The organism is Ruegeria sp. CK1 (assembly GCF_056536545.1).
The window spans coordinates 193,866-216,363 of the sequence record NZ_JBQFPX010000004.1 but is presented as its reverse complement, the minus strand read 5'-3'; the positions used below and the strand labels follow the sequence as shown (position 1 = coordinate 216,363).

The following is a 22,498-nucleotide window of genomic DNA, read 5'->3' as shown; positions in this document are numbered from 1 at the left end:
AGGCAAGCCGTGCCTTTAGACCTTTGCCAGGACTCTGTCAATCGGGCAGTAGGTATTCCACCAATTCGGTCCGCTGCAGGGCCAGAAAGTTATCATCCGAGATCATTGTGGCCCGCAGCCTGCCTTGATCGTCACGCCAGACTGACAACCCTTCGAGATTGTCATGTGTGCCGGTACCGGTTTCGAACATGGTTTCTTCGGCCTCAGCTCCGCCCTCTGTGATCTGCCATCTTCGCAGACGGGTGCGAAAACCGGTCAGGGACAGGCTGCGCTCCAACACATAAAACCGACCGTCTGGCCCGAAATCAGCCGACACCGGCAGAAATTTACCCCGCTGTTTCAGCTCGAATGGTGTAGACCAAGCCTTCCCGTTCCAGCGATACACCGGAATGTCACCCTGAGTGGTTCGACTTTTTTCAGGCAGCGTATATAGCCATCCGTTGTCGTCGATTGCCAATGCTTCGAGTGATCCATTTCCATTCAGTCTTTTGAATGCTTTTGGACGCGGCAGTACAACCGCATTGGAACCAGCGGCTGAGTATCGGGCCACGCGATGCAACCCTTCAAATGAAATGTAAAAACTGCCATCTGGCGCCATTGCGATACCTTCAGAGTCTCCTGCACTACCCGCAAGCGGACGGCCCTTGCTGGACAGAACGGGCCAGGCCCCAGTAACCCGAACCCTGCTGATTTCATCACCGTCCCGTTCGATCACGGCCTGTGCCACAACCGCCCGGTCGCTTAGTATTATCAGTTGGCGACCGTTGTCCGAAATCTGCAGAGCTGAAAACCCACCGAACCAATCGGCACTATGCCGCCAGGTAAAGCTATTCAGGTGCGTGGCCTTTTTGACCTCGACCGCCCAGGCTGACGCGGCCAGAAGCAGTGCCGCGCTTAGTTGGATTGCAAAACGGAAGCGCATTGCTGAGGCAAATCGGCCAGAACATATTCCCGGCGTTTTTGGGGTGGTGGCGCATTTGGATCAGGCGGGGGAGGGTTGAGGATATTATTGACCCACTGTTGCGCTTCGGCGCAGCCATCTCCCTTGGGCGGCGCGTCTTGGTTTACACATCCATTTGACCCCCGCGGGCATTTCAGGCGCACATGGAAATGATAGTGATGGCCCCACCAAGGGCGGATTTTGCGCAAATAGGCCCGGTTTCCTTTTTCCTCGTTACACATTTGAACCTTGGCACCGGGGAAAACAAAAATTCGCGCCACGCGTTTGTCTTTAGCCGCCTCGCGCAGAACGGCGTGGTGCTGACTTGTCCAGTTGCTGTTCACAAATGCTCCGTTGGAGCGGCGCAGAGAAATGGACGAGATGTTCTCGCGTGCCTTGCGGCTTAAGCGCATGTTGTCACCGGGCAGCATCCAGATATCGATATCCAGACCCAGTTGGTGAGACCGGTGACCGGATGTCATCGGTCCACCCCGCGGCTGGCTGATATCCCCGATATACAGACCATTCCACCCCGGCTGCTTGGCGGCAAAGCGGCTAAGGTCCTGCACATAGTCAATCGCTTGCGGGTGCCCCCAATTGCGGTTGCGAGACAAGCGCATGGCCTGCCACGTCGGACCCGTCTCGGGCAGTTGCACCGACCCGGCGGCACATCCGCGCGAATAACTGCCGAAAGCGGCTGGTTTTTGTTGTGAACTCTGCTTTTGCGCACCGAACAATTGCTTGGCCAACGGTTGTGCCCCTACCGTGCCTGCCAATGTGATCGCGGCGATTATCGCGAAAAAACGTAGTAAAATCATCTGCTCTGATCCCCTTCCGGTTTCACCCAGCGCATTAGGAACAGACCCAGAATAAACAACAGAATGATCGGTGACACCCCTAGCCGTGCGCTGCCAGTCACGGTTGTAGCGATCCCGATCAGCAAAGGTGCTGCAAAGGCGGTGGCACGACCCGACAGACCATAAAGACCAAAGCTCTCGACCGGGGTCTCAGGATCGGTGTGGCGCACCATCAACGAGCGACTGGCTGACTGCAGGATGCCGCCCATGCCGCCAATCAGGATGCCGCAGCCAAAGAATACCAGATCGGGAAGACCCGAACCTTCAGGCAGCGGGATCCCGTAAATCTGTGTCCGATCCATCGACACAATTGTGGCACAAACAAAAATCAGCACCCATATCGTTACCAAAATCACCGGTTTGGGCCCGTATTTCTTATCCAGCTTGCCGCCGACCCACGCAAAAATGGCCGCGGCCAGAACGCTGACAATCCCGAACACTCCGATCTTGATCAGATCCCATTCCAACACCAACCGCGCATAAACGCCGCCAAAACTGTAAAGCCCGTTCAGCGCGTCGCGGTACAGCATGGATGAACCCAGATAAGTCGCCAGACTGACCCTGTGGCGCAGGTCCGAGACCGCCTTGCCCAGCACGCGCAGCGCCTCACCAAGACTTCCCGTTTTGTTGGTATTCGGATCGTCGCGGACCCACAAGAAATAGGGAACCATGAATAGGATGAACCAACCGGCTGTGAACGGACCCACGAACCGAGTGCCTTGTTGCTGGGCCGCATCCAACCCAAATATAGGGTCTATTCCGATCAGTGTCTTGCCATCGGGCTGTTCGACAAAAAACACCAACATGATCGCCAGCGAGATCAGGCCGCCGAAATACCCAAATGCAAAGCCCGAGCCCGAGATTTCCCCGACTTCATTGTCATTACCCAGATCGGGCAGCTGAGAGTTTATGAAGATCAACGCATATTCCGCGCCGACAAAACCGAACCCAAAGGCCGAGAGCATCAGCCACATGTTCGAGCCATCGGGCAAAGTGTACCAAAGCGCGGCTGAACCCACCGCGTACATCACTGAAAAGGCAAAAATCCATGGGATACGCCGCCCTGACACGTCTGCCAATGCCCCTAATAGCGGCGCCCCGAATGCGATGATCAACCCTGTAATGGTCAAACAATTGGCCCAAACCGTTTGCGCCCGCGCAGCTGCGGCATCTGAATCCAGTCCGGTGCCCGAGAAATACCCCGCCGCAACACCCGCGAAATATGGGCCAAAGACAAAGGTGACCAACAAAGAGTGATAGGGTTGACTGGCCCAATCGAAAAACCACCAGCCCCAAATGCGCCTGCGATTGGAAATTTCTGCCATAACCGCCCCTGATTTTTGTTGCGATCATAAGACGGGGCTTTAGCCCAATTCGCAAGCGTTCTGTTGGCGCGGGCTTGCTCTTTGTCGCGGGGGCGCTTAGGTCTCGACAGACGTCAAATCCGGAGGCCCTATGCTGTCGCTGATCCAAATTCTGCTGCTGATCCTGGACATTGTCTGGTTCATCATCCTGGCCCATGTAATCATGAGCTGGCTGATCAACTTTCAGGTCCTCAACCTGCACCAGCAACTGGTCGCGCAAATCTGGTACGGCCTGAACCGGATACTCGAGCCTATTTATGGCCCAATCCGACGCATTTTGCCCAATATGGGTGGCCTAGACCTGACACCTTTGGTGGTGTTGATCGGGGTCTACGCGCTGCGGATCATCCTGATCAATAACGCGCCCTATTTCTATTGACCTCTTGTTCACTGAATCTCAGTATGTGATTGTCCTGTCTTAAGAGCAGATAAACCTTAAAACAGGGCAACTCCACACATGTTCGACGCCGCACCATTGCTGCGAGATGTCTTTGGATTCGACGACTTCCGCCCCGGACAGGAAGAAATCGTCGATGCCGTCACGCTGGGTGAAAACGTGTTGGCCATCATGCCCACCGGGGGCGGTAAATCCTTGTGTTATCAGCTGCCCGCCCTGCTGCGCGATGGGGTGACAGTAGTGATCTCGCCTCTGATTGCCCTCATGCGAGATCAAGTGCGCGGCCTGCAAGAAGCAGGCGTCGAAGCCGGGGCGCTGACCTCGGGCAATACACCCGAGGAAACCGACGCGGTTTGGGAGACACTGGAAGCCGGGCGGCTGAAACTGCTTTATATGGCGCCCGAACGGCTAGCCGCCGGATCAGCCTTGGGCATGCTGCGGCGGATCAATGTCAGCCTGATCGCCGTGGACGAGGCCCACTGCGTCAGCCAGTGGGGCCATGATTTCCGCCCGGATTACCTGCGCATCGGAGAGCTGCGGCGCGCATTGGATGTGCCGCTGGCCGCCTTCACCGCCACGGCGGATGCGGAAACGCAGGATGAGATCGTCGAAAAACTGTTTGATGGCGCCGCGCCGCGCAAGTTCTTACGAGGGTTCGACCGACCCAATATCCATCTGGCCTTTGCGGCCAAAGACGGTCCGCGCAAACAAATTCTGGACTTCGCTACCGCCCGCAAAGGTCAATCGGGCATCGTCTATTGCGGGACCCGCAATAAAACCGAGGTATTAGCGCAGGCTTTGCGGACCGAAGGCCACTCGGCCTGCCACTACCACGGGGGCATGGAGGCCGAGGATCGCCGCATTGTGGAAACCCGTTTCGCGCGTGAGGATGGGCTGATCGTCGTCGCCACCGTGGCGTTTGGCATGGGTATCGACAAGCCCGATATCCGCTGGGTCGCCCATGCGGACCTGCCCAAGTCTATTGAAGCCTATTACCAAGAGATTGGCCGCGCTGGCCGAGATGGCGGCCCTGCCGAGACATTCACCCTGTTCGGCCCGGATGACATCCGCCTGCGCCGCTCTCAGATCGACGAAGGCTTGGCCCCGCCCGAACGACGCATGGCAGATCATGCGCGCTTGAACGCTTTGTTGGGATTGGCCGAGGCGCTGGCGTGTCGCCGGCAGTCTTTGCTAGGCTATTTTGGCGAACAGGCCGAGCCGTGTGGCAAATGCGATCTATGCGATACTCCTCCGGAAGTGTTCGACGGAACCACCCCCGTTCGTATGGCCTTATCCGCCATTCTGCGAACCGAGGAATGGTTCGGCGCGGGCCACTTGATCGACATCTTGTTGGGAAATGAAACTGATAAAATCCGCGCCCGCCGACACGACAACCTCTCAACATGGGGCATCGGCAAGGAATGGTCTCGCCCGCAATGGCAGGCAATTTTTCGGCAAATGATGGGGCACGACCTTGTGCGCCCCGATCCCGAACGCCACGGCGCGCTGCGTATGACCGAAACGGCCAAGCCTATCCTGAAAGGCGAGGCAAATATCAGTCTGCGCAAGGACACGATCCGCAAGGCCACTCGTCGTCCGGCCGTCAAAATGATGGTGTCCGAAGAAGATGCACCGATGCTCAGCGCGCTCAAATCCAAGCGCAGGGCTCTGGCCGAATCCGCTCGTGTGCCTGCCTATGTCATCTTTCCTGACCGCACCCTGATCGAAATGGCTGAAAAACGCCCCATGACGCTGGATGAGATGGCCCGAATTGGCGGTGTCGGCGCGAAAAAGCTGGAACGATACGGGGATACCTTTCTTGAGGTCATTGCCGGAGAGGCCGAAACCCTGCATCCGGCCCGCCGAAAACTGGCGGGAAGGGATCAAGGGGATATCTACGACCAATTGCTGGCCGTGCAAAACAATCTGGTACGCGGCCCGGATGGGATCGACAAACCCCTGACCTGCTCTGCATCGCAATTGGCCAAGGTCGCACAGTTGCGTTCCGACGACCCGCGCGGGATGGAACAAGTTCTTGGTGATCGCCGCCACGAACGGTTTGGTGCGGCGTTTCTGGACGTACTGCGACACGCGGGCTAGATACCACGGGACAGGTAAGGAACGAGGGCGAACATGCTGGTAGTGATTTCCCCGGCCAAAAGGCTGGACTGGGCAGTGAGAGACGTTGAAGTCACACAACCCGATTTTCAGGACGACGCGATCCGCCTATCGAAAACCGCCCGCAACCTGACTCTGGGCGATCTGAAAAAGCTGATGGACCTCAGCGATGATCTGGCCCGCTTAAATCGCGACCGATACCGCGCCTTCTCGGATACGCCCGGTGCTGATCTAACCCGCCCGGCCGCGCTGGCCTTTGCCGGTGACACCTATCAGGGCCTGGAAGCAGCCTCATTGGACCCTGAGGAAATGGCTTGGGCACAGGATCATCTTCGCATTCTGTCAGGCCTATACGGAGTTCTGCGTCCCTTGGATGCTATTCAGGCGTACCGGCTTGAGATGGGCAGCAAACTTAAGACCCGGCGCGGTAAGAACCTTTATGAATACTGGCGGGATCAACTGAGCAAGGCACTGAACACGCAAGGCAACGAGATCGGCTCGGATGTTCTGGTGAACTGTGCAAGTCAGGAATACTTCGGCGCGGTAGATCCCAAAGCGTTGAAACTACGCGTCATCACACCGGTCTTCATGGAAGATAAAGCGGGCACGCCAAAAATCGTCAGCTTTTTCGCCAAAAAAGCGCGCGGCGCGATGGCACGCCATATCATTCAGCACCGTCTGACCGATCCAAAAGGCCTGCTGGATTTCGACGCCGGAGGCTATGAGTATCGCCCTGAATTATCTGAAGAGGATAAACCCGTTTTCGTGCGCCCTTATCAGGCCTGATCCAGCATCGAGGGGTCATAGGCGACCAATTCGACCGTGTTGCCCTCGGGGTCTTCGGTGAAGATACCACGCCATCCGATCCAGCCGAACTGCTCAACCCGATAGGGTTGCCCGATCTTGTCGTACCACCGCATCACCGCCTCTTGTTCATCAAATGGCAACGAGAGCGCTATGTGGTGCAAGGATGACCCCGCCCCGGTTGTTGGCGTATCGGCACCCGTAGGATACAACCCGGGCCGTGGAGCCGCCGTGTGATGAAACAAAGCCAACACCTGTGTGTGCCCGCCAAACCCTTCTGCAATGCGAAAGAATGTGATGGCGCTGTTATGATCGCCAGTCAGGCGCTTTAGCCCAATCACGTTTTCATAGAACGTCACCATCGCCGCCATATCGGCGCATCGAATGGCAATCTCGCCAAGAGCGCGAGGGTAAAATCCACGATCTGTCATGGCTTTAGCCTATTCAGGCTCTACTTGTTTGGCAATGACGGGCAGGGCGTCCTTGGGCTGGTGATCCAGAATCATCTTTTGAATTTTGCGCTTCTGCAGCGGTTTCGTCAGGTAGTGATCCAACCCAGCGGACAGAATACCTTGATCATCCCCGGCCATGGCATGCGCGGTCAAAGCGACAATCGACACATGGCGTCCCGTTTCGATCTCGTGTCGCCGAATTTCCGCGGTTGCCTGTTTGCCGTCCATCTTGGGCATCGAAATGTCCATGAAGATGAGATCCGGCTCAAAGGCCAGATACTGTTCAACGGCCTCAAGCCCATTGCTTGCAAATTGCAGGTCAATATTCAGGTCTTTGACCATTTTTTGCAGAATGAGTTGATTGGTCCGATTATCCTCGGCCGCCAAAACGCGCATTTTCCTGTGGTTACCGCCCGACTGCGTCAGTTGCGGTTCCGTATCTGCGGAAACAGCCTTTGGCGAGGCCGTAGGACGCTCCAACATGGTCAGCCGCGAATAGAGTTCGGCCCGAGGGATGGGTTTTTGTAAGACCCCTTCAATCAGATGCCGGGCTGGGTCGGCATGAATAACGCCGGGATTAGCTGACATCACAACCACCGGCAAATCGGCCCAACCCCGGTCTTTAAGTGTTACGGCCAGTTCAAGCCCATCCATGTCGGGCAGATCATGATCACAGAGCACCAGATCGACACTGTTATCAACAGCGGCTAGTGCTTCGCGCCCAGACGCGCAGACGGTGACCCGAGAACCCAGTCTGCTAAGTTGTTTTGTCAGAATGGCGCGGTTTACGGCCAAATCCTCGACGAGGATCACGTGGTTCAGACGACCCGCCAGATCCGGTGGCGCAGGTTGCGGCCCTTCTGCTGTCGGCAACGATACCCGAAACCCGAAACACGACCCTTGCCCTGGATTGCTTTCGACCCAGACCGACCCTCCCATCAAATCAACCAGCCGTTTCGTGATAGCCAGCCCTAGGCCTGTACCTTCGAATTCACGGTTCGCCTGGTCTTCAATTTGATTGAACTCACCGAAGATATGCCCAACCTTATCGGGGGCTATACCGATCCCGGTATCCTCAATCGCCACGTGGATATCGCAGGTGCGTGTCTCTGTATTCGGCACACCTGTGACACGGATTAGAACATGCCCTTCGGACGTAAACTTTACCGCGTTGCCCACCAAGTTCGTCAGCACCTGCCTGACACGCCCCGGATCGCCTACAATCAGGGTCGGCAAGAACAGGTCATAATCGATAAGTAAACATAGCCCCTTATCGCGCACACTGGGCTGCAACAGCATCGCAACCTCAAGAATGCAGCGTTCAAAATCGAATTGTTCGGGGTGAATGATCAGCTTGTCGGCCTCGATCTTGGAATAATCGAGTACGTCATTAATGATCACAAGCAGCGCCTCACCCGAGTTGCGGATGGTGTTGAGGTAGAGCCGTTGTTCGTCGTCCAGCGGCGTCTCTGACATCAGCTCGGTCATTCCGACAATGCCATTCATCGGGGTTCTGATCTCATGGCTCATATTGGCCAGAAAGGCTGACTTCGCCCGGTTCGCTGCCTCTGCCCGTTCACGAGCAGTTTTCAACTCGGTTTCATGACGAACAGAAGCGGTGATATTCAAGCCCAGACTGACCACTTCACCCCCGCTTCCGCGTTGGTCGATCAGCTTGAAGTACTCGCCGTTCCACAGTTTGATCACCACGGACTCCGGTTGTGGCTGCGCCCACCGCTCTAGCATGCGGGCCTGCCAATCCGCTGAAGCTTCCGCACCGATGTCGACCAACCCTTCGTTGGTCAGAACCTCAAGAATATGCGCATATGAAATACCCGGTGCCACTTCCTCCAACCCGTCAAATAGGCTGAGATAAGCCGCGTTGGCGCCTAACAGGCGGCTTTGGTCATCGAAAAACGCGAAACCGTCCTGAATTGTCTGCATCGAATGCCACAAACGGCGCTCTGCCACTTCGATTTTGGCGTTGGCCAGCGTTAAATCTGATTTGACCTTTTCATTCTCGTCGCGCACCGTCTCAACCTCGGCTTGGGTTTCTCCGATGCGTTTGGTCAACGCCATCGCATGCAAGCCCAGCTTGCGATTGGCCGCCGACAACTCGGCTTGCTTCATCTCCAACAGCCGCTCAGCCGCTAGCCGCGCGCGCCGTTCCTGCGCCAGTTTGGTTGCAAGACTCATATTTGCTGATCCCTGATACTTTGAGATCAGCATCCGAGCAGAGCGTGAAGAAGTGCTTAAGCCGTTGCCGTTCATCCACGACGTGTGACAGAGTTCCAGAAATTCGGAGGTCAGTCATGCACTATCCAAAGTGTTTTTCTTTTCTTTGCGCAGTCGCGTTTGGCACTCAGGCTTGGGCAGAATGTGCAACAGATGAGCAGATTGAAAGATACGTTCAGGATTACCTGTCCAATACGCCCACCGCTGCGCTGTCTGCCGATGGCAGCATGGAGGACGCGCTTTGCACGCAAGCAAAGGTAGTCTCTGCGTTAGAGCCGCATTTAGGTCCGGTGATTGGCTACAAGGCTGGACTAACCAGCGCTCCTGCACAAGAACGGTTTGGGGCTACTGAACCGGTTCAGGGCGTCCTGTTCCGCGACATGATGATTGAGGACGGGGCAACAGTACCCTCAGTTTGGGGAGCTCGTCCGGTGTTTGAGGCCGATCTGGTGTTGGTTGTCGGGGATTCCGGCATCAATCAAGCAACCACACCTTCAGAGGTAATGGCGAATATCTCAGCGATCCGCCCTTTCATCGAACTGCCCGATCTGACGTTGGCCGAAGGGGAACCGATCACACCTGTGACGCTGACCGCCATCGGTGTCGCGCCGAAACTGGGTGTGTTGGGCTCTGAAATCCCTATCGCGGACGCCGAGGCAATCACGAGCGCGCTTGCGGAAATGACCGTCACGCTTAGCGCCGCAGATGGTGAGGTTCTGGCAAAGGCTCCGGGTACAGCGGTTTTGGATCATCCAGCGAACGCCGCCATATGGTTGAGGTCAAAAGGGATCGAGTTTAAGCCCGGCGATCTTATTTCCGTCGGGTCTTTCGGTCCGCTCATGCCGCCCGCAAAAGGCAAGGGTGGCGCATCCGTCACCTATGAGGGCCTTCCCGGCAATCCTTCAGTCAGCGTTGTGTTTGAATAATCAACGCCGCCCCTCGCGCAGCCACCCTCCTAACAGGAAACCGCCCGCCAGAACTAAAACCAACCACGGCGGTAGCAGACCAGCCTGTGTGACGTCGCGTGTTTCGTATGCCTCGCGCGGGGTCAGGCCTATCCACCCTCGCCCAGCGGCAGGACGCCCGGCGCGGACGTTGCGGATCGACGGAAGCCCCTCTTCCAGCCGGACCGCGCCGCCGCGAAGTTGGGCCAATACGGGGTTTAGAATCTCAGGAGTAGCGATGGTGCGCTCAAATTCTTTCGGCGCGGCTGGCCCGAGGCCGATCACAGCCATCTGAACCCCTTCCTGCAGACGATAGAGGCCGATCTCAGGTCCAAAATAAATAGCTTCGAACCGGCCCGGAGACACCTCATCCAGGGTAATTTCAAGCGTTTCTCCGTTGGGGCGCGTGATCGTGACTGGCCCAACTTCATCCTCTAACGTCTGGCGAATGATGCGCATGGCTTGCCCGTTGGCTTCGGCCCACAGGGCTTCTTCCTCCAACTCAGGCTCTTTCATCATCCAATGGGCCAGACGTCGCAGCAGTTCCAGCTGCGGCCCGCCGCCCTCGAACCCGCGGCTCCACAACCAGGCATGGTCCGAGGCCAGCAGCGCCACACGCCCTTCACCCACACGATCCAAAACCAGCAACGGGCGTTCATCGACACCCGTCATCAACAGCTCGCCTGTGCGGTGATTAACGTCGATTTGGCGTAACCAAGCACCCCAATCTTCAGAGTCACCAAGATCAGTCGTTACCGGATGGCGATGCCCAAGATCGGTGACCATTGGGACAAAGCGTTCCTCGATCACCCTGGCCGTTGGTTGAGCTGGCAGGATCGACGCCAGAGGAGAGCGAAAGATACTGTCTGCACTGGCAAAATCCGGCCCCGCCGCAATCAGCACCGCGCCGCCGTCATTGATATAATTTGTGACGTTGTCCAGATAGATCGCAGGCAGAATGCCGCGGCGCTTGTATCGGTCAAAGATAATCAGGTCGAAGTCGTTGATCTTTTCCAGAAACAGCTCACGCGTTGGGAAAGCGATCAGTGAAAGTTCATCCACTGGCACGCCGTCTTGTTTTTCAGGTGGTCGCAGGATGGTGAAGTGCACAAGATCGACTGAACTGTCAGATTTCAGTAGGTTGCGCCAAGTCCGCCCTCCGGGATGCGGTTCGCCGGAAACCAACAGAACGCGCAATCGGTCACGCACACCATTCATCTGGATCAACGCGGTGTTGTTACGGTCGGTCAACTCGCCTTCGGCTTGCGGCACCGTAAACTGAATAACGTTGCGGCCGCCATGGGGCAGCGTGATAGGCAATTCGACATCAACGCCGATCGGAATGCTAAACTGCTCCGGCTCAGCCCCATCCACCGAAATCTCGAGCGGCGCGCTCGCGGCACCAACGGGCGCGGCACCGCTGTCTTCGACACGCAGAGTCAACGTGACGGGTTCGCCAATGATGGCAAAGGCGGGTGCGTTGCGGACGATCAGACGGCGATCCCAATCGTTTTCACGCCCGGTTTGCAACAGATGCATCGGCGCAGGTAAGTCCGGTGTCTGGTCAACGTCATGCACAATGCCATCCGACACGACGAGAATACCGGCGATCCGGGCGCGTGGTTCTTCGGCCAATGCAGCATTCAAGGCGGCCATGACCTGCGTACCTTCATCACCGTCTCCGTCACCGACCTTGATCCGCCGCAACTCTGTATTGTCTCTGGATTCGATCTCGGCGGCCAATTCTTCAGCCGCCTGCGCCGTTTGCTCGGCCCGGTCCGAGAGGGTCTGGCTGGCGCTTTCATCCTCGATCATAAGCACAATATCAGTCAGCGGCGCGCGGTCTTCGACTTGATAAACTGGCCCAGCCAGCGCGGCGATCACGACCAAAGCCGCCAGTCCTCGCAATGCCCAGCCGGACAGGCCGCGCCACAAAGCAAGAACAACCCCGGTCACCGCGATCAAGGCGACAACGGCAAGAACGGGCCACGGTATCAGCGGATCAAAGATGATGGTTCCTGTCATTGTCCCAACCTGTCCAGAAGCGCAGGCACATGCACCTGGTCTGATTTATAGTTCCCGGTCAGCACATGCATCACTAGGTTGACGCCAAAACGATTGGCCAGCTCGCGTTGGCGTTCACCAGCATAACCACGTCCCACCGGCAACAACGCCTGCCCGTTGCGATCCACGGCCCAAGCCGCGCCCCAGTCATTTCCACCGATGACGATCGGCGTCACGTTGTCGTTGAGGTTACGAAAGGGCATGCCCTCGATCTGTTCAGCGTCCAACGGAGCGGCTTCAACCCAAACCTCGGTGCCCGCATACCGGCCTGGAAAATCCTGCAGCAGGTAAAAGGCGCGTGTCAGCACGTGGTCTCGGGGGACCGGCTCTAAAGAGGGAATATTAAGGGGTGCCGCAAGCTGTTGCAGCTTGCGCCCGTTGGGGCTGGAGGCGCCAAACCGCGCGATATCTGCATCACGCGTATCAAACAGGATCATGCCACCCGATCGCAAGTAAGCATTCAATTTGGCATACGCCTCAGCCGAAGGCTGCGGCTGGTCAGGCGTGATCGGCCAGTAGAGCAGTGGAAAGAACGCAAGTTCATCACGCTCAAGATCGACACCAATGGGTTCGGCAGGCTCAACCGAGGTACGATAGAACAATGTTTGTGCCAGCCCACGCATGCCTGCGCCCGCCACATCGTCAACCTGCGCGTTACCGGTCAAGACATGGGCAAGCACCAGCTCTTGCGTGGCATTCAGAGCAAAATCGGTCTCGTCTGGCGTCTGCGCATGCGCCTCGGGCACCAGCAGCACAGCCCCCAACATGATCGCTGCAGCCTTGGCCAGCCCAAGACGGCCCGACAAAGCCAGCGAGGCGATTACGTCAATTGTAAGCAAGAGCAATGCGAGGCTCAGCAGAATTCCTCCGACAGGCGTTTCACTGGCTATGTCCTGTCCCTTGATCGGCACATCCGAAGGCCAAACAATGGGATTCAACACTGACTCTTCGGATAGAACGTTAAGAGCTAACTTCTGCTTGCCACTTTCGTAAAGACCGGGCTGCAAATCCGGACCAATCGCGCCTGAGATCAGATCGACTCCGTCCACTCCTGCCAAGTTACCCGCATCCGATAGGGTGCCAAAGCCGTCCATAACTTGGATCGGTTCCCACGTGGTGCCCTGCAACTGCGCATCCTCGCGAGATTTTGCAGCCGAAGCCACGGCCAGACGGTCCAGCATTTCAACAAAAAGACCCGACAGCGGCAGAGTCGACCACTCCGCATCCGCAGTGACGTGGAATAACACCACCTGCCCCAGCCCCAAGGACTTACGCGTGACCAACGGCGTGCCGTCTGAAAGGGAGGCAATCACCCGATCCGCCAAATTAGGGTCTGGTTGCGCCATGACCTGCGTGGCGACCGTCACATCCTCAGGTACGCGCAAACCAAAAAACGGAGAGTTCTCGGGGAAGGGTGCCAACCCTTTGGCTTCACCCCAGCTCATTGCACCGCCAACCGAACGACCCCCGCTGCGCAAGCGTACGGGCAACAAAGTATCCTCGGCATCGCGGCCCAAATCACTGGCCGCGGTACGCGGACCCGCAAAGCGCAGCAACAAACCGCCTTGCTCCACCCATTCCACCAACGCGGCCTGTTCGCCATCGGACATCTTCGCAACATCGGCCAAGACAATTACGTCTGGATTCGCAGGCAACACCTCTAACAATCCGCCTTCGACGAAATCAGCTGTTGGGCTCAGCACTTGGGTCAAATAGTGAAGCGGCGACAAAAGCTCCAACCCTTCGCGGTTGAGCGTGCCGGCAATCAGAGCGACCTCACGACGGCGCAAACTGTCATCGGTTAAAGTTACCGCACCGGCGGATCGTTGGCCCTGAATCTCGAAACGCGTGATCCGGGCACGCAGTTCGGACGGCAGCGCCAGATCCAACTGTGCTTGCGTTTCTCCGGTCGGCAATTCCACCTCAGTCGATTGCAAAACCCGCATCGCACCCGCTGGATCGCGACCTTGTGCCCGTACAGTTAGACTTTCACTCGGGCCCGGCTCAGCCCGCTGAACAGTCAACTGGATCACCCCGTCCTGATATGCGGCGGGCAGAATCGCCAGCACCGAGGCCGCTGATTGAAAAACCGTCACTCCGCCACGCGCCTGCAGCGCAGCAAGCAACCTATCATGCCCTTCATAGGCAAGTTGGTCGCTGAACCAATGCGTATCAAAACCTCCGTCCAACTGGTTAACGGCAGCCAATGCCTGATCAACTTGCGCGTCGGTCGGTTGCCACGGCTTCGGCGTCAGGCCCGGCAGGCGGCCACGCCACGCTTCTGCGGCCTGAAATACGGGCGTTTCGGGATCTGTCAGGCTTATAATGGCGACAGTTCGTCCCGCTCGTCCGGCTTCGGTCAGTTGCGCATCAATTTGGTCAAGTGTTGAGGACCACCGTGTCGCTCCTGCCCAGCTTGCATCTAATACCAGCAGCAAAGGCCCCGATCCGGTCTCATCCCGCGACGGATTCAGAACCGGCCCGGCCAGACCGATGATAATTGCAGCCGCTGCCAGCATCCGAAGCAGCAACAGCCACCACGGGGTACGATCCGAGACGCTTTCGTCGTCCTTCAGGCCCAACAGCAATGTCACCGCCGGGAACAACCTGCGGATCGGAGCAGGCGGTACCGCGCGTAGAATCAACCACAGGATCGGCAGGGTCAGCAGCCCCAACAGCACCCATGGCGCGGTAAACCCGATGCCCGCTAGAATCGTCATCGCGTTCCCCCATCCAAGGCCCGATAGATCCATAACAGAGCCGCTTGAGCGCTATCCCCCGTGTGATGCAAACCCAGTTGCCAGCCCGTTGAGCGGCACAGCTGCGTCAGCGAATCTTTACGTTTCGCAAGACGCTCCAGATAGCGGTCGCGCAAATCCCCGGCCTTGAGAGTCTCGTGCCGAACGGACCCGGCTACGCTTTCGAAAATCGTTCGGCCACGATAAGGGAAAGTTTCTTCGCCCGGATCAAGAACCTGTAACAGCACACCCCGCACACCGCGGTCGGCAGCTTTGGTCAGTGCCAGTTCAACCTCATCCAAGGGGCCAAGGAAATCGGATATGAACACTGCGCGGGCATGTGGGATCATGGCCCGGTGTTCGGGCGGCGCATAATCGGGCTCAGCATCTTCAGACCATGCCTGTGCCAGTCGGATGATCTGCGCGTTGCCACGCCGAGGCGGCAGAGTGGTACCGGTCAGGCCCACGCGCTCGCCTCCTCTTACCAATAGGATGGCCGTGGCTAACCCCAGCAAACGTGCACGATCGGCTTTAGTCGGATGGTTTTTGCCCGATGAAAAACGCATCGATGCACCCTGATCCACCCACAACATTACCGATTGCGCAATCTGCCATTCCCGTTCACGCACGAATTGCTGATCTCCACGCGCTGATCGTCTATGATCGATCATCCGGCGGCTGTCACCGATTTGCGCCGGGCGGTATTGCCAGAAATCGTCACCAAGGCCCGAACGCCGGCGCCCGTGATCGCCCAAAAGGACGGTTCCAGCCAGATGTTCGGCCCGAGCCAATAACGGCGGCAGCCGGGACGCTTCGGCCTCGGATCTTTCGCGAAGGGTCAGCGCGGCATTCACGCCGCTGCCTCGGCACGGACCAGACTGGCGGCTGTAGTTTCGATTAGATCAGACAGACTGTCACCGCGTGCTCGGGCCGCAAAGTTCAGCGCCATCCGGTGGCTGAGAACGGGACGCGCCATGTCAAGCACATCCTCGGCGTTCGGGGCCAGTCGACCTTGCAGCATCGCACGCGCACGGACCGTCATCATAAGCGCCTGTGCCGCACGGGGGCCTGGACCCCAGGCCACGGTCTCAGCAACACGCTCGGACACACCCTGTTCCTCTGGCCGGAACGCGCGAACCAGATCCAGTATCAGTTCGACCACCGATTCACCGACAGGCATCCGGCGCAGCAACACCTGCGCGGCCAATAACTCTTCCTTCGTGAAAATCTCATGCGCTTCATCTTCTTCAACGCCTGTCGTCGCCAGCAGGATATCACGCTCGGTCTGACGGTCGGGGTATTCCACGTCGATCTGAACCAGGAACCGGTCCAGCTGCGCTTCGGGCAGCGGATACGTGCCCTCTTGTTCGATGGGGTTCTGCGTGGCCAGCACATGGAAAGGCTCGCCCAACGAGCGGTCTTCACCGGCTACGGTCACGGTCCGTTCCTGCATCGCCTGCAACAACGCCGATTGGGTCCGCGGGCTGGCGCGGTTGATCTCATCCGCCATAAGCAGCTGACAAAAGATCGGGCCAGAAATGAACCTGAAGTGCCGTGATCCGTCATCGGCGGTGTCCAGAACCTCGGACCCCAGGATATCGGCGGGCATCAGGTCAGGCGTAAACTGAATGCGATTGCCATGCAGACCCATAACCGTCGAAAGCGTTTCGACCAGCCGTGTCTTTCCCAAACCTGGCAACCCAATCAACAAGGCGTGCCCGCCGCACAGCAACGCGGTCAGGGTCAGGTCCACAACCCTCTCCTGTCCGATAAAGCGACGAGTGATCGAGGACTTGGCCTCTTGCAGTTTGACTTCAAGCGCTTCGATCTCGGACACGAGGTCGGCAGGTTCGGTCATGACTTTCCCTTCCGTGGACTATTATGATTGAAGTGTATCGCGTTGAGAGGAAATGGCAAAAGCAATGAGCGGACAAAAACCTGTTACTCCTTCACCTGATGGCCTGGCTGCATCAGTCAAAGCAGCCAAAACCAAGGGTTTGCCGCCCGTTCACCTATGGAATCCTCCGTTTTGCGGCGATCTGGACATCCGGATCGCTAAAGATGGCACATGGAGTTACTTAGGGTCACCCATCAACCGGTTCGAGCTTGTAAAGCTATTTTCCTCAATTCTTAAGAAAGAAGACGGAAAATATTTTCTTGTGACCCCAGTTGAAAAGGTTGGAATCACGGTCGAGGATGCGCCTTTTGTTGCAGTAGATTTCGAAGCCGAGGGTGAAGGTGCGTCGCAAACCCTGGCATTTACCACTCAAGTCGAAGATACCGCCATTGCCGGACCTGACCACCCGATCCGAATTGTCATTGACCCGGAAACAGAAGAGCCATCGCCTTACATATTGATACGCGCGAACCTTGAGGCGCGGATCGACCGGAAGAGTTTTTACCGGCTCGTGCACATCGCCGTGCACAAGGATGACTGGTTCGGCGTCTGGTCTAAAGGTCAGTTTTTTCCACTCATCCGATCTGCTGATCTGCCGGACTAACCAATGCGGGATGCCCGGCGATCCTGCGCCAACACCACAGCCAGCGCAACGATCCCGGCACCCAACGCTCGGGTGCTGTTCCACTCTTCACCCAAAATCACCATAATCACCATGACGTAGAATGGCGCAATGTTGATATGAAATGAGGTCAGAGCAACGCCCAACTTTCCAACGGATGCAATGAAAAATACTTGGCTCAGCCCCATCGATATCAAAGCATAAATCACCAGCATCCCAGCCTGTTGAACATCAAACGCGGTTTTGGGCATCACGCCCATTCCCAGCAACGCAGACCCAGACAGCAGGACCGAGGCCATGACCAACCCACCGATAAAGGTGATCGTGGCGCGGCCAGTCTGGCTCAGTTCGGGGAAGTCCCGTGCAGTTGCCATGCTGGCCCAGCAAAACAGGCCGGTTGACACAATGGCAAGGGCAGCGCCCAGACCCAACTGTGCCGGAGCTACCGCGCTGGTCGCAATCAAACCGCCGACAATTGACACAAGCACCCCCAGCGCGAAATTCCAGCGTAACCGTCGTGTACCCGCCGCCATTTCCAACAGGGTCGCCATCAGTGGCGCACAAGAGGCGATGATGGCCACAGTCACAGGATCGGTTACTTTTTGCGCCACGATCAAAAGGACCATGCCCAACCCGATCCCGAACCCGCCGACGAACATCGCACGCATCCAACGGGCGTCGACCATGCGGCGCGGCCCGTCAATCAGCAGCCAGATCGGCACCATGACAGCAACCGCCAGCGCCAGTCGGGCGGCAAACAAAGTTACGGGATGCCAAGTTTGCAATAACACCTCGGCCGCCGGAAACCCGGCAGCCCACGTCAGCATCGATGCCACCGCCAAACCATTGCCGGATAAGGCAGTGTTCTTGCCTGCAGACATCGAAAGAGCGTTCCCGCGCACGGGTTCTGGGCTCATCGCCATCGTGATCAAACCTTTTGTTGGCACGGCGATCTGAAAATGATTCGCCGCATTGTCCTCAAACTCTCTGATTCATTCCGAGTGATCTGGCCGATTTTCGACAATCTGTCGTTTTTGGCCCCCTTCCCTCGAATTCACCGCAGCGCTAAGTTCCGACCACCACTGCACCGAGACCGCTCATGCCTAAATTTGCCGCCAACATCTCATTGCTCTTTACTGAGTTGCCGTATCTGGAGCGTTTTCAGGCCGCGGCCGAAGCCGGTTTCAAGGCTGTTGAGATCCTGTTTCCTTACGAATTGGCCGCTAAGGAAACCCGCAACGCCCTCGTGGAAAATGGACTTGAACTGGTGCTGATCAACGCACCGCCACCGAATTACACCGGAGGTAAGCCCGGCTATGCCGCTGTTTCGGGGGGCGAAGCTCGGTTCCAATCAGACATCCGCCGTGTCCTGCGATATGCCGACATTCTCAAGCCGGGGCTGATCCACATCATGTCAGGCTATACCTCGGGACAGGACGCACAGGATTGTTTCGTGCGCAACCTGCAATGGGCCGCAGATTTCGCGCCACAGCAACATTTCACAATCGAGCCCCTAAACCCAGTGTCACAGCCCGGCTATTTCCTAAACGACTATGAATTGGCAGCGCAGGTTTTGGACCGCGTGAATCGCCCGAATGTCGGTCTGCAATATGACAGTTTCCACTCTCAAATGATTCACGGCGATGCACAGGCGATCTGGGAACGTTTCCGCCCTAGGATCGCACATGCCCAGATCGGGGCCGCTCCCGACCGCTCAGAACCGGGTCGCGACGACACTGACTTCCCGGCACTGTTCGCGGCGATTGACGACAGCGGCTATACCGGCTGGGTTAGCGCCGAATACACGCCTTCGTCCGGGCGCACCGACGCCTCTCTGCATTGGATGCGGTGACCATGTGCGTCAGCGAACTGGCTTTCGCATTTCGAATATCGCATACGGAGTTGCAAACAAGAAAAGGAAGAGCCGTATGATTCCCGCTCGCTTTGCTCCCGTCCTGTTTGGATTGATCCTGTCCGGCATGATGTCCTGCATCGTAACCTGCATCGCAACGGTCAAAGAAATCGGGTTGGGTCCGGACACAATTTCCAGCTGGATGGGCGCGTGGAGCATCAGCTGGCCGGTGGCCTTCGCGGTGGTGCTGTTCGTTGCCCCTCTGACTCGTCGTCTTGTGGCACTCTTGGTCAGGCCCGAGACCTGACCAACTGCGAAGAGAGCCTGATGAGCGGCGCCGTTTGACAGTTAGTGCGCCTCGGCCCAGTTCGCGCCCTGACCGGCGTCCACGATAAGCTTAACGTCCAACTTCACCGCCGGATCCGAAGCCCCCTCCATCACATCACGTGCGACGCTGATCACCTGATCCACCGAGTCTTCGGCCACTTCGAACAGCAATTCGTCGTGTACTTGCAGCAGCATTTTTGCGGGCAGGCCGTTAATCGCATCTGGCATACGAACCATCGCACGTCGGATCACATCCGCTGCCGTTCCCTGAATCGGCGCATTGATCGCCGCCCGGCGCGAGAATCCGGCATGCGGACCTTTTGCGTTAATCTCAGGCGTGTGGATTTTACGCCCAAACAGCGTCTGTACATACCCATGCTCTTTGGCAAAGGCGACGGTGTCGTCCATATAGGCTCTAATACCCGGGAATCGTTCGAAATAGCGGTCAATGAACCCCTGCGCTTCGGTGCGCGGAATGCGCAGGTTGCGCGCCAGACCAAAGCCCGAGATGCCGTAGATCACACCAAAGTTGATCGCTTTAGCCTGGCGGCGGATGTCCGGTGTCATCTCGTCCAGCGGCACATCGAACATCTCGGACGCGGTCATGGCGTGAATATCCAAGCCATCCGAGAACGCCTGTTTCAAAGCCGGTATATCGGCGATATGCGCCAGAATGCGCAGCTCAATCTGGCTGTAGTCGAGGCTGACCAGCACATTGCCCGGTTCGGCAATGAACGCCTCGCGAATGCGTCGCCCTTCTTCGGTGCGCACTGGGATGTTCTGCAAATTCGGGTCGGTCGAGGCAAGACGCCCCGTGTTCGCCCCGGTGATCGAATAAGATGTATGCACCCGCCCCGTATCGGGGTTTATATGGGTTTGCAGCGCATCCGTGTACGTCGATTTCAGTTTGCTAAGCTGTCTCCAGTCCAACACTCGACGCGGCAATTCATGCTCGGTCGCAAGGTCTTCAAGGATGTCAGCCCCGGTCGAGTACTTCCCGGTCTTGCCCTTCTTGCCGCCTTCAAGCCCCATCTTGTCGAACAGGATCTCACCCAACTGCGCGGGTGAGCCGACGTTAAAGTTCTCTCCGGCCAGCTCGTGAATTTCAGCCTCTAACCCTGCCATTTTCTGCGCAAACGCGTTGGACATGCGCGACAGCACGTCGCGGTCTACCTTGATACCGTGCATCTCCATCTCGGCCAGAACCGGCACCAGAGGCCGTTCGAGTGTCTCGTAAACAGTTGTCACCTGCACTTGATGCAATTGCGGTTTGAACACTTTCCAAAGGCGCAGGGTGATGTCCGCATCCTCGGCGGCATAGGCCGTCGCCTCGTCAATGGGTACCTTGTCGAAGGTGATCGCCGACTTACCCGACCCGAGCAGCGGCTTGATCGGGATCGGCGTGTGGCTCAGGTATCGCTCTGACAGCGTATCCATACCGTGCCCATGCTCACCCCCATGCATCGCGTAGGACATCAGCATCGTGTCATCGATCGGAGTAACGTCGACTCCATAGCGCCTAAAAATCTTGGCATCGTATTTCATGTTCTGCCCGATCTTCAGAATCGACGGGTCCTCAAGCATTGGTTTTAGCAGGGTTAGAGCCTCGTCCAACGGCATCTGTCCCTCGGCCAGCGCGTCCGAGCCGAACAGATCATCGGCAGCCCCGTCGCGGTGGGTCAGTGGGATGTAACAGGCCTCACCCACCTCAACGCACAGAGAAATGCCGACAAGATCAGCGATCATTTCATTCAGACCAGTTGTTTCGGTATCGACGGCGACCCAACCGCGTTCGTAAGCCCGATCGATCCATTTCTGCAAGGCACCGGAATCGCGGACACATTCGTATTTCGAGGCATCAAACGGCAGCGCTTCAGCCTCTTGCACCTCGGCCTCCGGCGCAGGTGCATCGACAATCACCGGAGCCTCGGCCCCCAACTTGTCGGCGATGCGCTTGGTGAGGGTGCGGAATTCCATTTCAGCCAAAAAACCCAGCAAGGTCTCGGCATCGGGGTCTTTCACCTCCAGATCGTCCAGAGTGAAATCTAGCGGTGTGTTCTCATCCAACTGCACCAACTTCTTCGATAGCTCGATCTGGTCGCGTTTTTCGATCAGCGTCTGGCGGCGCTTAGGTTGTTTGATCTCTTCAGCACGGTCCAGTAGCGTTTCCAGATCACCGTATTCATTGATCAACAAGGCTGCTGTCTTGACCCCGATACCCGGAGCCCCAGGCACGTTGTCAACGCTGTCCCCGGCCAATGCCTGCACATCGACCACCCGTTCTGGGCCAACGCCGAATTTCTCGAAAACCCCGTCCCGGTCGATGCGCTTATTCTTCATCGCATCCAACATTTCCACGCCACCGCCGACCAACTGCATCAAGTCCTTATCGGAACTGACAATGGTGACGCGCCCCCCCGCCTCTCGCGCCTGTACGGCCAAAGTTGCGATAATGTCGTCGGCCTCATAGCCCTCAAGCTCTTTGCAGGCTATGTTGAACGCCTTTGTCGCTTCGCGGGTCAGCGGCATTTGCGGGCGCAGGTCCTCGGGCATCGCCTCACGGTTGGCCTTGTAGAGATCGTAAAGGTCGTTGCGAAACGTGTGCGATCCCTTGTCGAAGATCACCGCAACATGGGTCGGCGCATCCGGCCCGGCGTTTCCTTCGACATATTTCTGCAGCATGTTGCAAAAACCCGAAACCGCCCCGATCGGCAACCCGTCAGACTTACGCATCAACGGCGGCAGCGCGTGATAGGCCCTGAAAATAAAGGCCGATCCATCGATCAGATGCAGGTGACACCCTTTTCCAAATTCGCTCATGCGCGCTCTCCCTGTCGGTCAGGGATGGTTCTGCCACAGGGGCAAGCGGCTGACCAGTCAGGAACGT

Annotated in this window: 18 protein-coding genes; 7 read left to right on the top strand and 11 right to left on the bottom strand. The window is 57.4% G+C overall.

The window, feature by feature from the left end; genetic code table 11:
* Positions 1-37 precede the first annotated feature (37 nt).
* From ACR0L3_RS12100 to ACR0L3_RS12090, 3 genes are read right to left on the bottom strand one after another with little or no spacing between them, the layout of a single operon-like run.
* Positions 38-922 carry an esterase-like activity of phytase family protein gene (locus ACR0L3_RS12100; protein WP_480745976.1) on the bottom strand — a complete coding sequence of 295 codons (885 nt, stop codon included), beginning with the start codon at positions 920-922 and terminating at the stop codon, positions 38-40.
* Positions 895-1,758, bottom strand: coding sequence for a penicillin-insensitive murein endopeptidase (gene mepA, locus ACR0L3_RS12095; RefSeq protein ID WP_480745975.1), 864 nt, complete (start codon positions 1,756-1,758; stop codon positions 895-897). Before mepA ends, ACR0L3_RS12100 begins: the two co-directional genes overlap by 28 nt.
* Positions 1,755-3,122 carry an MFS transporter gene (locus tag ACR0L3_RS12090; RefSeq protein ID WP_480745974.1) on the bottom strand — a complete coding sequence of 456 codons (1,368 nt, stop codon included), beginning with the start codon at positions 3,120-3,122 and terminating at the stop codon, positions 1,755-1,757. Before ACR0L3_RS12090 ends, mepA begins: the two co-directional genes overlap by 4 nt.
* Positions 3,123-3,252: 130 nt before the next feature.
* On the opposite strand from ACR0L3_RS12090, the gene ACR0L3_RS12085 reads away from it, so the two are divergent.
* The 3 genes from ACR0L3_RS12085 (at position 3,253) to yaaA (ending at position 6,462) form a co-directional block, all read left to right on the top strand.
* Positions 3,253-3,540, top strand: a complete 288-nt coding sequence (locus ACR0L3_RS12085) for a YggT family protein (RefSeq protein WP_050605153.1) — start codon at positions 3,253-3,255, stop codon at positions 3,538-3,540.
* A 78-nt stretch (positions 3,541-3,618) separates the two neighbouring features.
* Entirely contained in the window at positions 3,619-5,658 is a 2,040-nt protein-coding gene (recQ, locus tag ACR0L3_RS12080) for a DNA helicase RecQ (RefSeq protein ID WP_480745973.1), read from the top strand.
* Between the two features lie 33 nt (positions 5,659-5,691).
* Entirely contained in the window at positions 5,692-6,462 is a 771-nt protein-coding gene (gene yaaA / locus ACR0L3_RS12075; RefSeq protein ID WP_480745972.1) for a peroxide stress protein YaaA, read from the top strand.
* Here yaaA and ACR0L3_RS12070 read toward each other — a convergent pair.
* Both ACR0L3_RS12070 and ACR0L3_RS12065 read right to left on the bottom strand, forming a co-directional pair.
* On the bottom strand, positions 6,453-6,911 hold the full coding sequence (locus ACR0L3_RS12070; protein WP_480745971.1) for a VOC family protein: 459 nt from the start codon (positions 6,909-6,911) through the stop codon (positions 6,453-6,455). The two genes, yaaA and ACR0L3_RS12070, sit on opposite strands and share 10 nt — an antisense overlap.
* A 9-nt stretch (positions 6,912-6,920) precedes the next feature.
* On the bottom strand, positions 6,921-9,128 hold the full coding sequence (locus tag ACR0L3_RS12065) for a response regulator (protein ID WP_480745970.1): 2,208 nt from the start codon (positions 9,126-9,128) through the stop codon (positions 6,921-6,923).
* A gap of 116 nt (positions 9,129-9,244) precedes the next feature.
* Between ACR0L3_RS12065 and ACR0L3_RS12060 the strand changes: the two genes are divergently transcribed.
* The gene (locus ACR0L3_RS12060) at positions 9,245-10,093 is read left to right on the top strand and encodes a 2-keto-4-pentenoate hydratase (protein ID WP_480745969.1); all 849 of its coding nucleotides are present in this window, start codon (positions 9,245-9,247) and stop codon (positions 10,091-10,093) included.
* Here the strand turns inward: ACR0L3_RS12060 and ACR0L3_RS12055 are convergent, their stop codons facing one another.
* Genes ACR0L3_RS12055 through ACR0L3_RS12040 form a run of 4 tightly spaced genes read right to left on the bottom strand, consistent with a single transcriptional unit; the run spans position 10,094 to position 16,771 of the window.
* On the bottom strand, positions 10,094-12,136 hold the full coding sequence (locus tag ACR0L3_RS12055) for a hypothetical protein (RefSeq protein WP_480745968.1): 2,043 nt from the start codon (positions 12,134-12,136) through the stop codon (positions 10,094-10,096).
* Positions 12,133-14,895, bottom strand: coding sequence for a DUF4159 domain-containing protein (locus ACR0L3_RS12050; protein ID WP_480745967.1), 2,763 nt, complete (start codon positions 14,893-14,895; stop codon positions 12,133-12,135). The genes ACR0L3_RS12055 and ACR0L3_RS12050 overlap by 4 nt, the downstream gene beginning before the upstream one ends.
* Complete coding sequence (locus ACR0L3_RS12045) at positions 14,892-15,767, bottom strand: DUF58 domain-containing protein (RefSeq protein ID WP_480745966.1); 876 nt, start codon at positions 15,765-15,767, stop codon at positions 14,892-14,894. The genes ACR0L3_RS12050 and ACR0L3_RS12045 overlap by 4 nt, the downstream gene beginning before the upstream one ends.
* Positions 15,764-16,771, bottom strand: coding sequence for an AAA family ATPase (locus ACR0L3_RS12040; protein WP_480745965.1), 1,008 nt, complete (start codon positions 16,769-16,771; stop codon positions 15,764-15,766). Before ACR0L3_RS12040 ends, ACR0L3_RS12045 begins: the two co-directional genes overlap by 4 nt.
* 64 nt (positions 16,772-16,835) lie before the next feature.
* Here ACR0L3_RS12040 and ACR0L3_RS12035 point away from each other — a divergent pair, with 64 nt between their 5' ends.
* Entirely contained in the window at positions 16,836-17,414 is a 579-nt protein-coding gene (locus ACR0L3_RS12035) for a DUF1285 domain-containing protein (protein WP_480745964.1), read from the top strand.
* On the opposite strand, the gene ACR0L3_RS12030 is transcribed toward ACR0L3_RS12035, so the two are convergent.
* On the bottom strand, positions 17,411-18,349 hold the full coding sequence (locus ACR0L3_RS12030; RefSeq protein ID WP_480745963.1) for a DMT family transporter: 939 nt from the start codon (positions 18,347-18,349) through the stop codon (positions 17,411-17,413). The genes ACR0L3_RS12035 and ACR0L3_RS12030 overlap by 4 nt on opposite strands.
* 182 nt (positions 18,350-18,531) lie before the next feature.
* Between ACR0L3_RS12030 and ACR0L3_RS12025 the strand changes: the two genes are divergently transcribed.
* Positions 18,532-19,284: a hydroxypyruvate isomerase family protein gene (locus tag ACR0L3_RS12025; RefSeq protein WP_480745962.1), complete on the top strand. Its 753-nt coding sequence runs from the start codon at positions 18,532-18,534 to the stop codon at positions 19,282-19,284.
* Positions 19,285-19,360: 76 nt separating this feature from the next.
* Positions 19,361-19,591, top strand: coding sequence for a DUF2798 domain-containing protein (locus tag ACR0L3_RS12020; RefSeq protein ID WP_480745961.1), 231 nt, complete (start codon positions 19,361-19,363; stop codon positions 19,589-19,591).
* Between the two features lie 41 nt (positions 19,592-19,632).
* Here the strand turns inward: ACR0L3_RS12020 and polA are convergent, their stop codons facing one another.
* Positions 19,633-22,431: a DNA polymerase I gene (polA, locus tag ACR0L3_RS12015; protein WP_480745960.1), complete on the bottom strand. Its 2,799-nt coding sequence runs from the start codon at positions 22,429-22,431 to the stop codon at positions 19,633-19,635.
* Positions 22,432-22,498: the final 67 nt, after the last annotated feature.

Coding starts and splice junctions, on each gene's coding strand:
- ACR0L3_RS12100 (WP_480745976.1), bottom strand. CDS start 922: ATGCGCTTCCGTTTTGCAATCCAACTAAGCGCGGCACTGCTTCTGGCC.
- mepA (WP_480745975.1), bottom strand. CDS start 1,758: ATGATTTTACTACGTTTTTTCGCGATAATCGCCGCGATCACATTGGCA.
- ACR0L3_RS12090 (WP_480745974.1), bottom strand. CDS start 3,122: ATGGCAGAAATTTCCAATCGCAGGCGCATTTGGGGCTGGTGGTTTTTC.
- ACR0L3_RS12085 (WP_050605153.1), top strand. CDS start 3,253: ATGCTGTCGCTGATCCAAATTCTGCTGCTGATCCTGGACATTGTCTGG.
- recQ (WP_480745973.1), top strand. CDS start 3,619: ATGTTCGACGCCGCACCATTGCTGCGAGATGTCTTTGGATTCGACGAC.
- yaaA (WP_480745972.1), top strand. CDS start 5,692: ATGCTGGTAGTGATTTCCCCGGCCAAAAGGCTGGACTGGGCAGTGAGA.
- ACR0L3_RS12070 (WP_480745971.1), bottom strand. CDS start 6,911: ATGACAGATCGTGGATTTTACCCTCGCGCTCTTGGCGAGATTGCCATT.
- ACR0L3_RS12065 (WP_480745970.1), bottom strand. CDS start 9,128: ATGAGTCTTGCAACCAAACTGGCGCAGGAACGGCGCGCGCGGCTAGCG.
- ACR0L3_RS12060 (WP_480745969.1), top strand. CDS start 9,245: ATGCACTATCCAAAGTGTTTTTCTTTTCTTTGCGCAGTCGCGTTTGGC.
- ACR0L3_RS12055 (WP_480745968.1), bottom strand. CDS start 12,136: ATGACAGGAACCATCATCTTTGATCCGCTGATACCGTGGCCCGTTCTT.
- ACR0L3_RS12050 (WP_480745967.1), bottom strand. CDS start 14,895: ATGACGATTCTAGCGGGCATCGGGTTTACCGCGCCATGGGTGCTGTTG.
- ACR0L3_RS12040 (WP_480745965.1), bottom strand. CDS start 16,771: ATGACCGAACCTGCCGACCTCGTGTCCGAGATCGAAGCGCTTGAAGTC.
- ACR0L3_RS12035 (WP_480745964.1), top strand. CDS start 16,836: ATGAGCGGACAAAAACCTGTTACTCCTTCACCTGATGGCCTGGCTGCA.
- ACR0L3_RS12030 (WP_480745963.1), bottom strand. CDS start 18,349: ATGAGCCCAGAACCCGTGCGCGGGAACGCTCTTTCGATGTCTGCAGGC.
- ACR0L3_RS12025 (WP_480745962.1), top strand. CDS start 18,532: ATGCCTAAATTTGCCGCCAACATCTCATTGCTCTTTACTGAGTTGCCG.
- ACR0L3_RS12020 (WP_480745961.1), top strand. CDS start 19,361: ATGATTCCCGCTCGCTTTGCTCCCGTCCTGTTTGGATTGATCCTGTCC.
- polA (WP_480745960.1), bottom strand. CDS start 22,431: ATGAGCGAATTTGGAAAAGGGTGTCACCTGCATCTGATCGATGGATCG.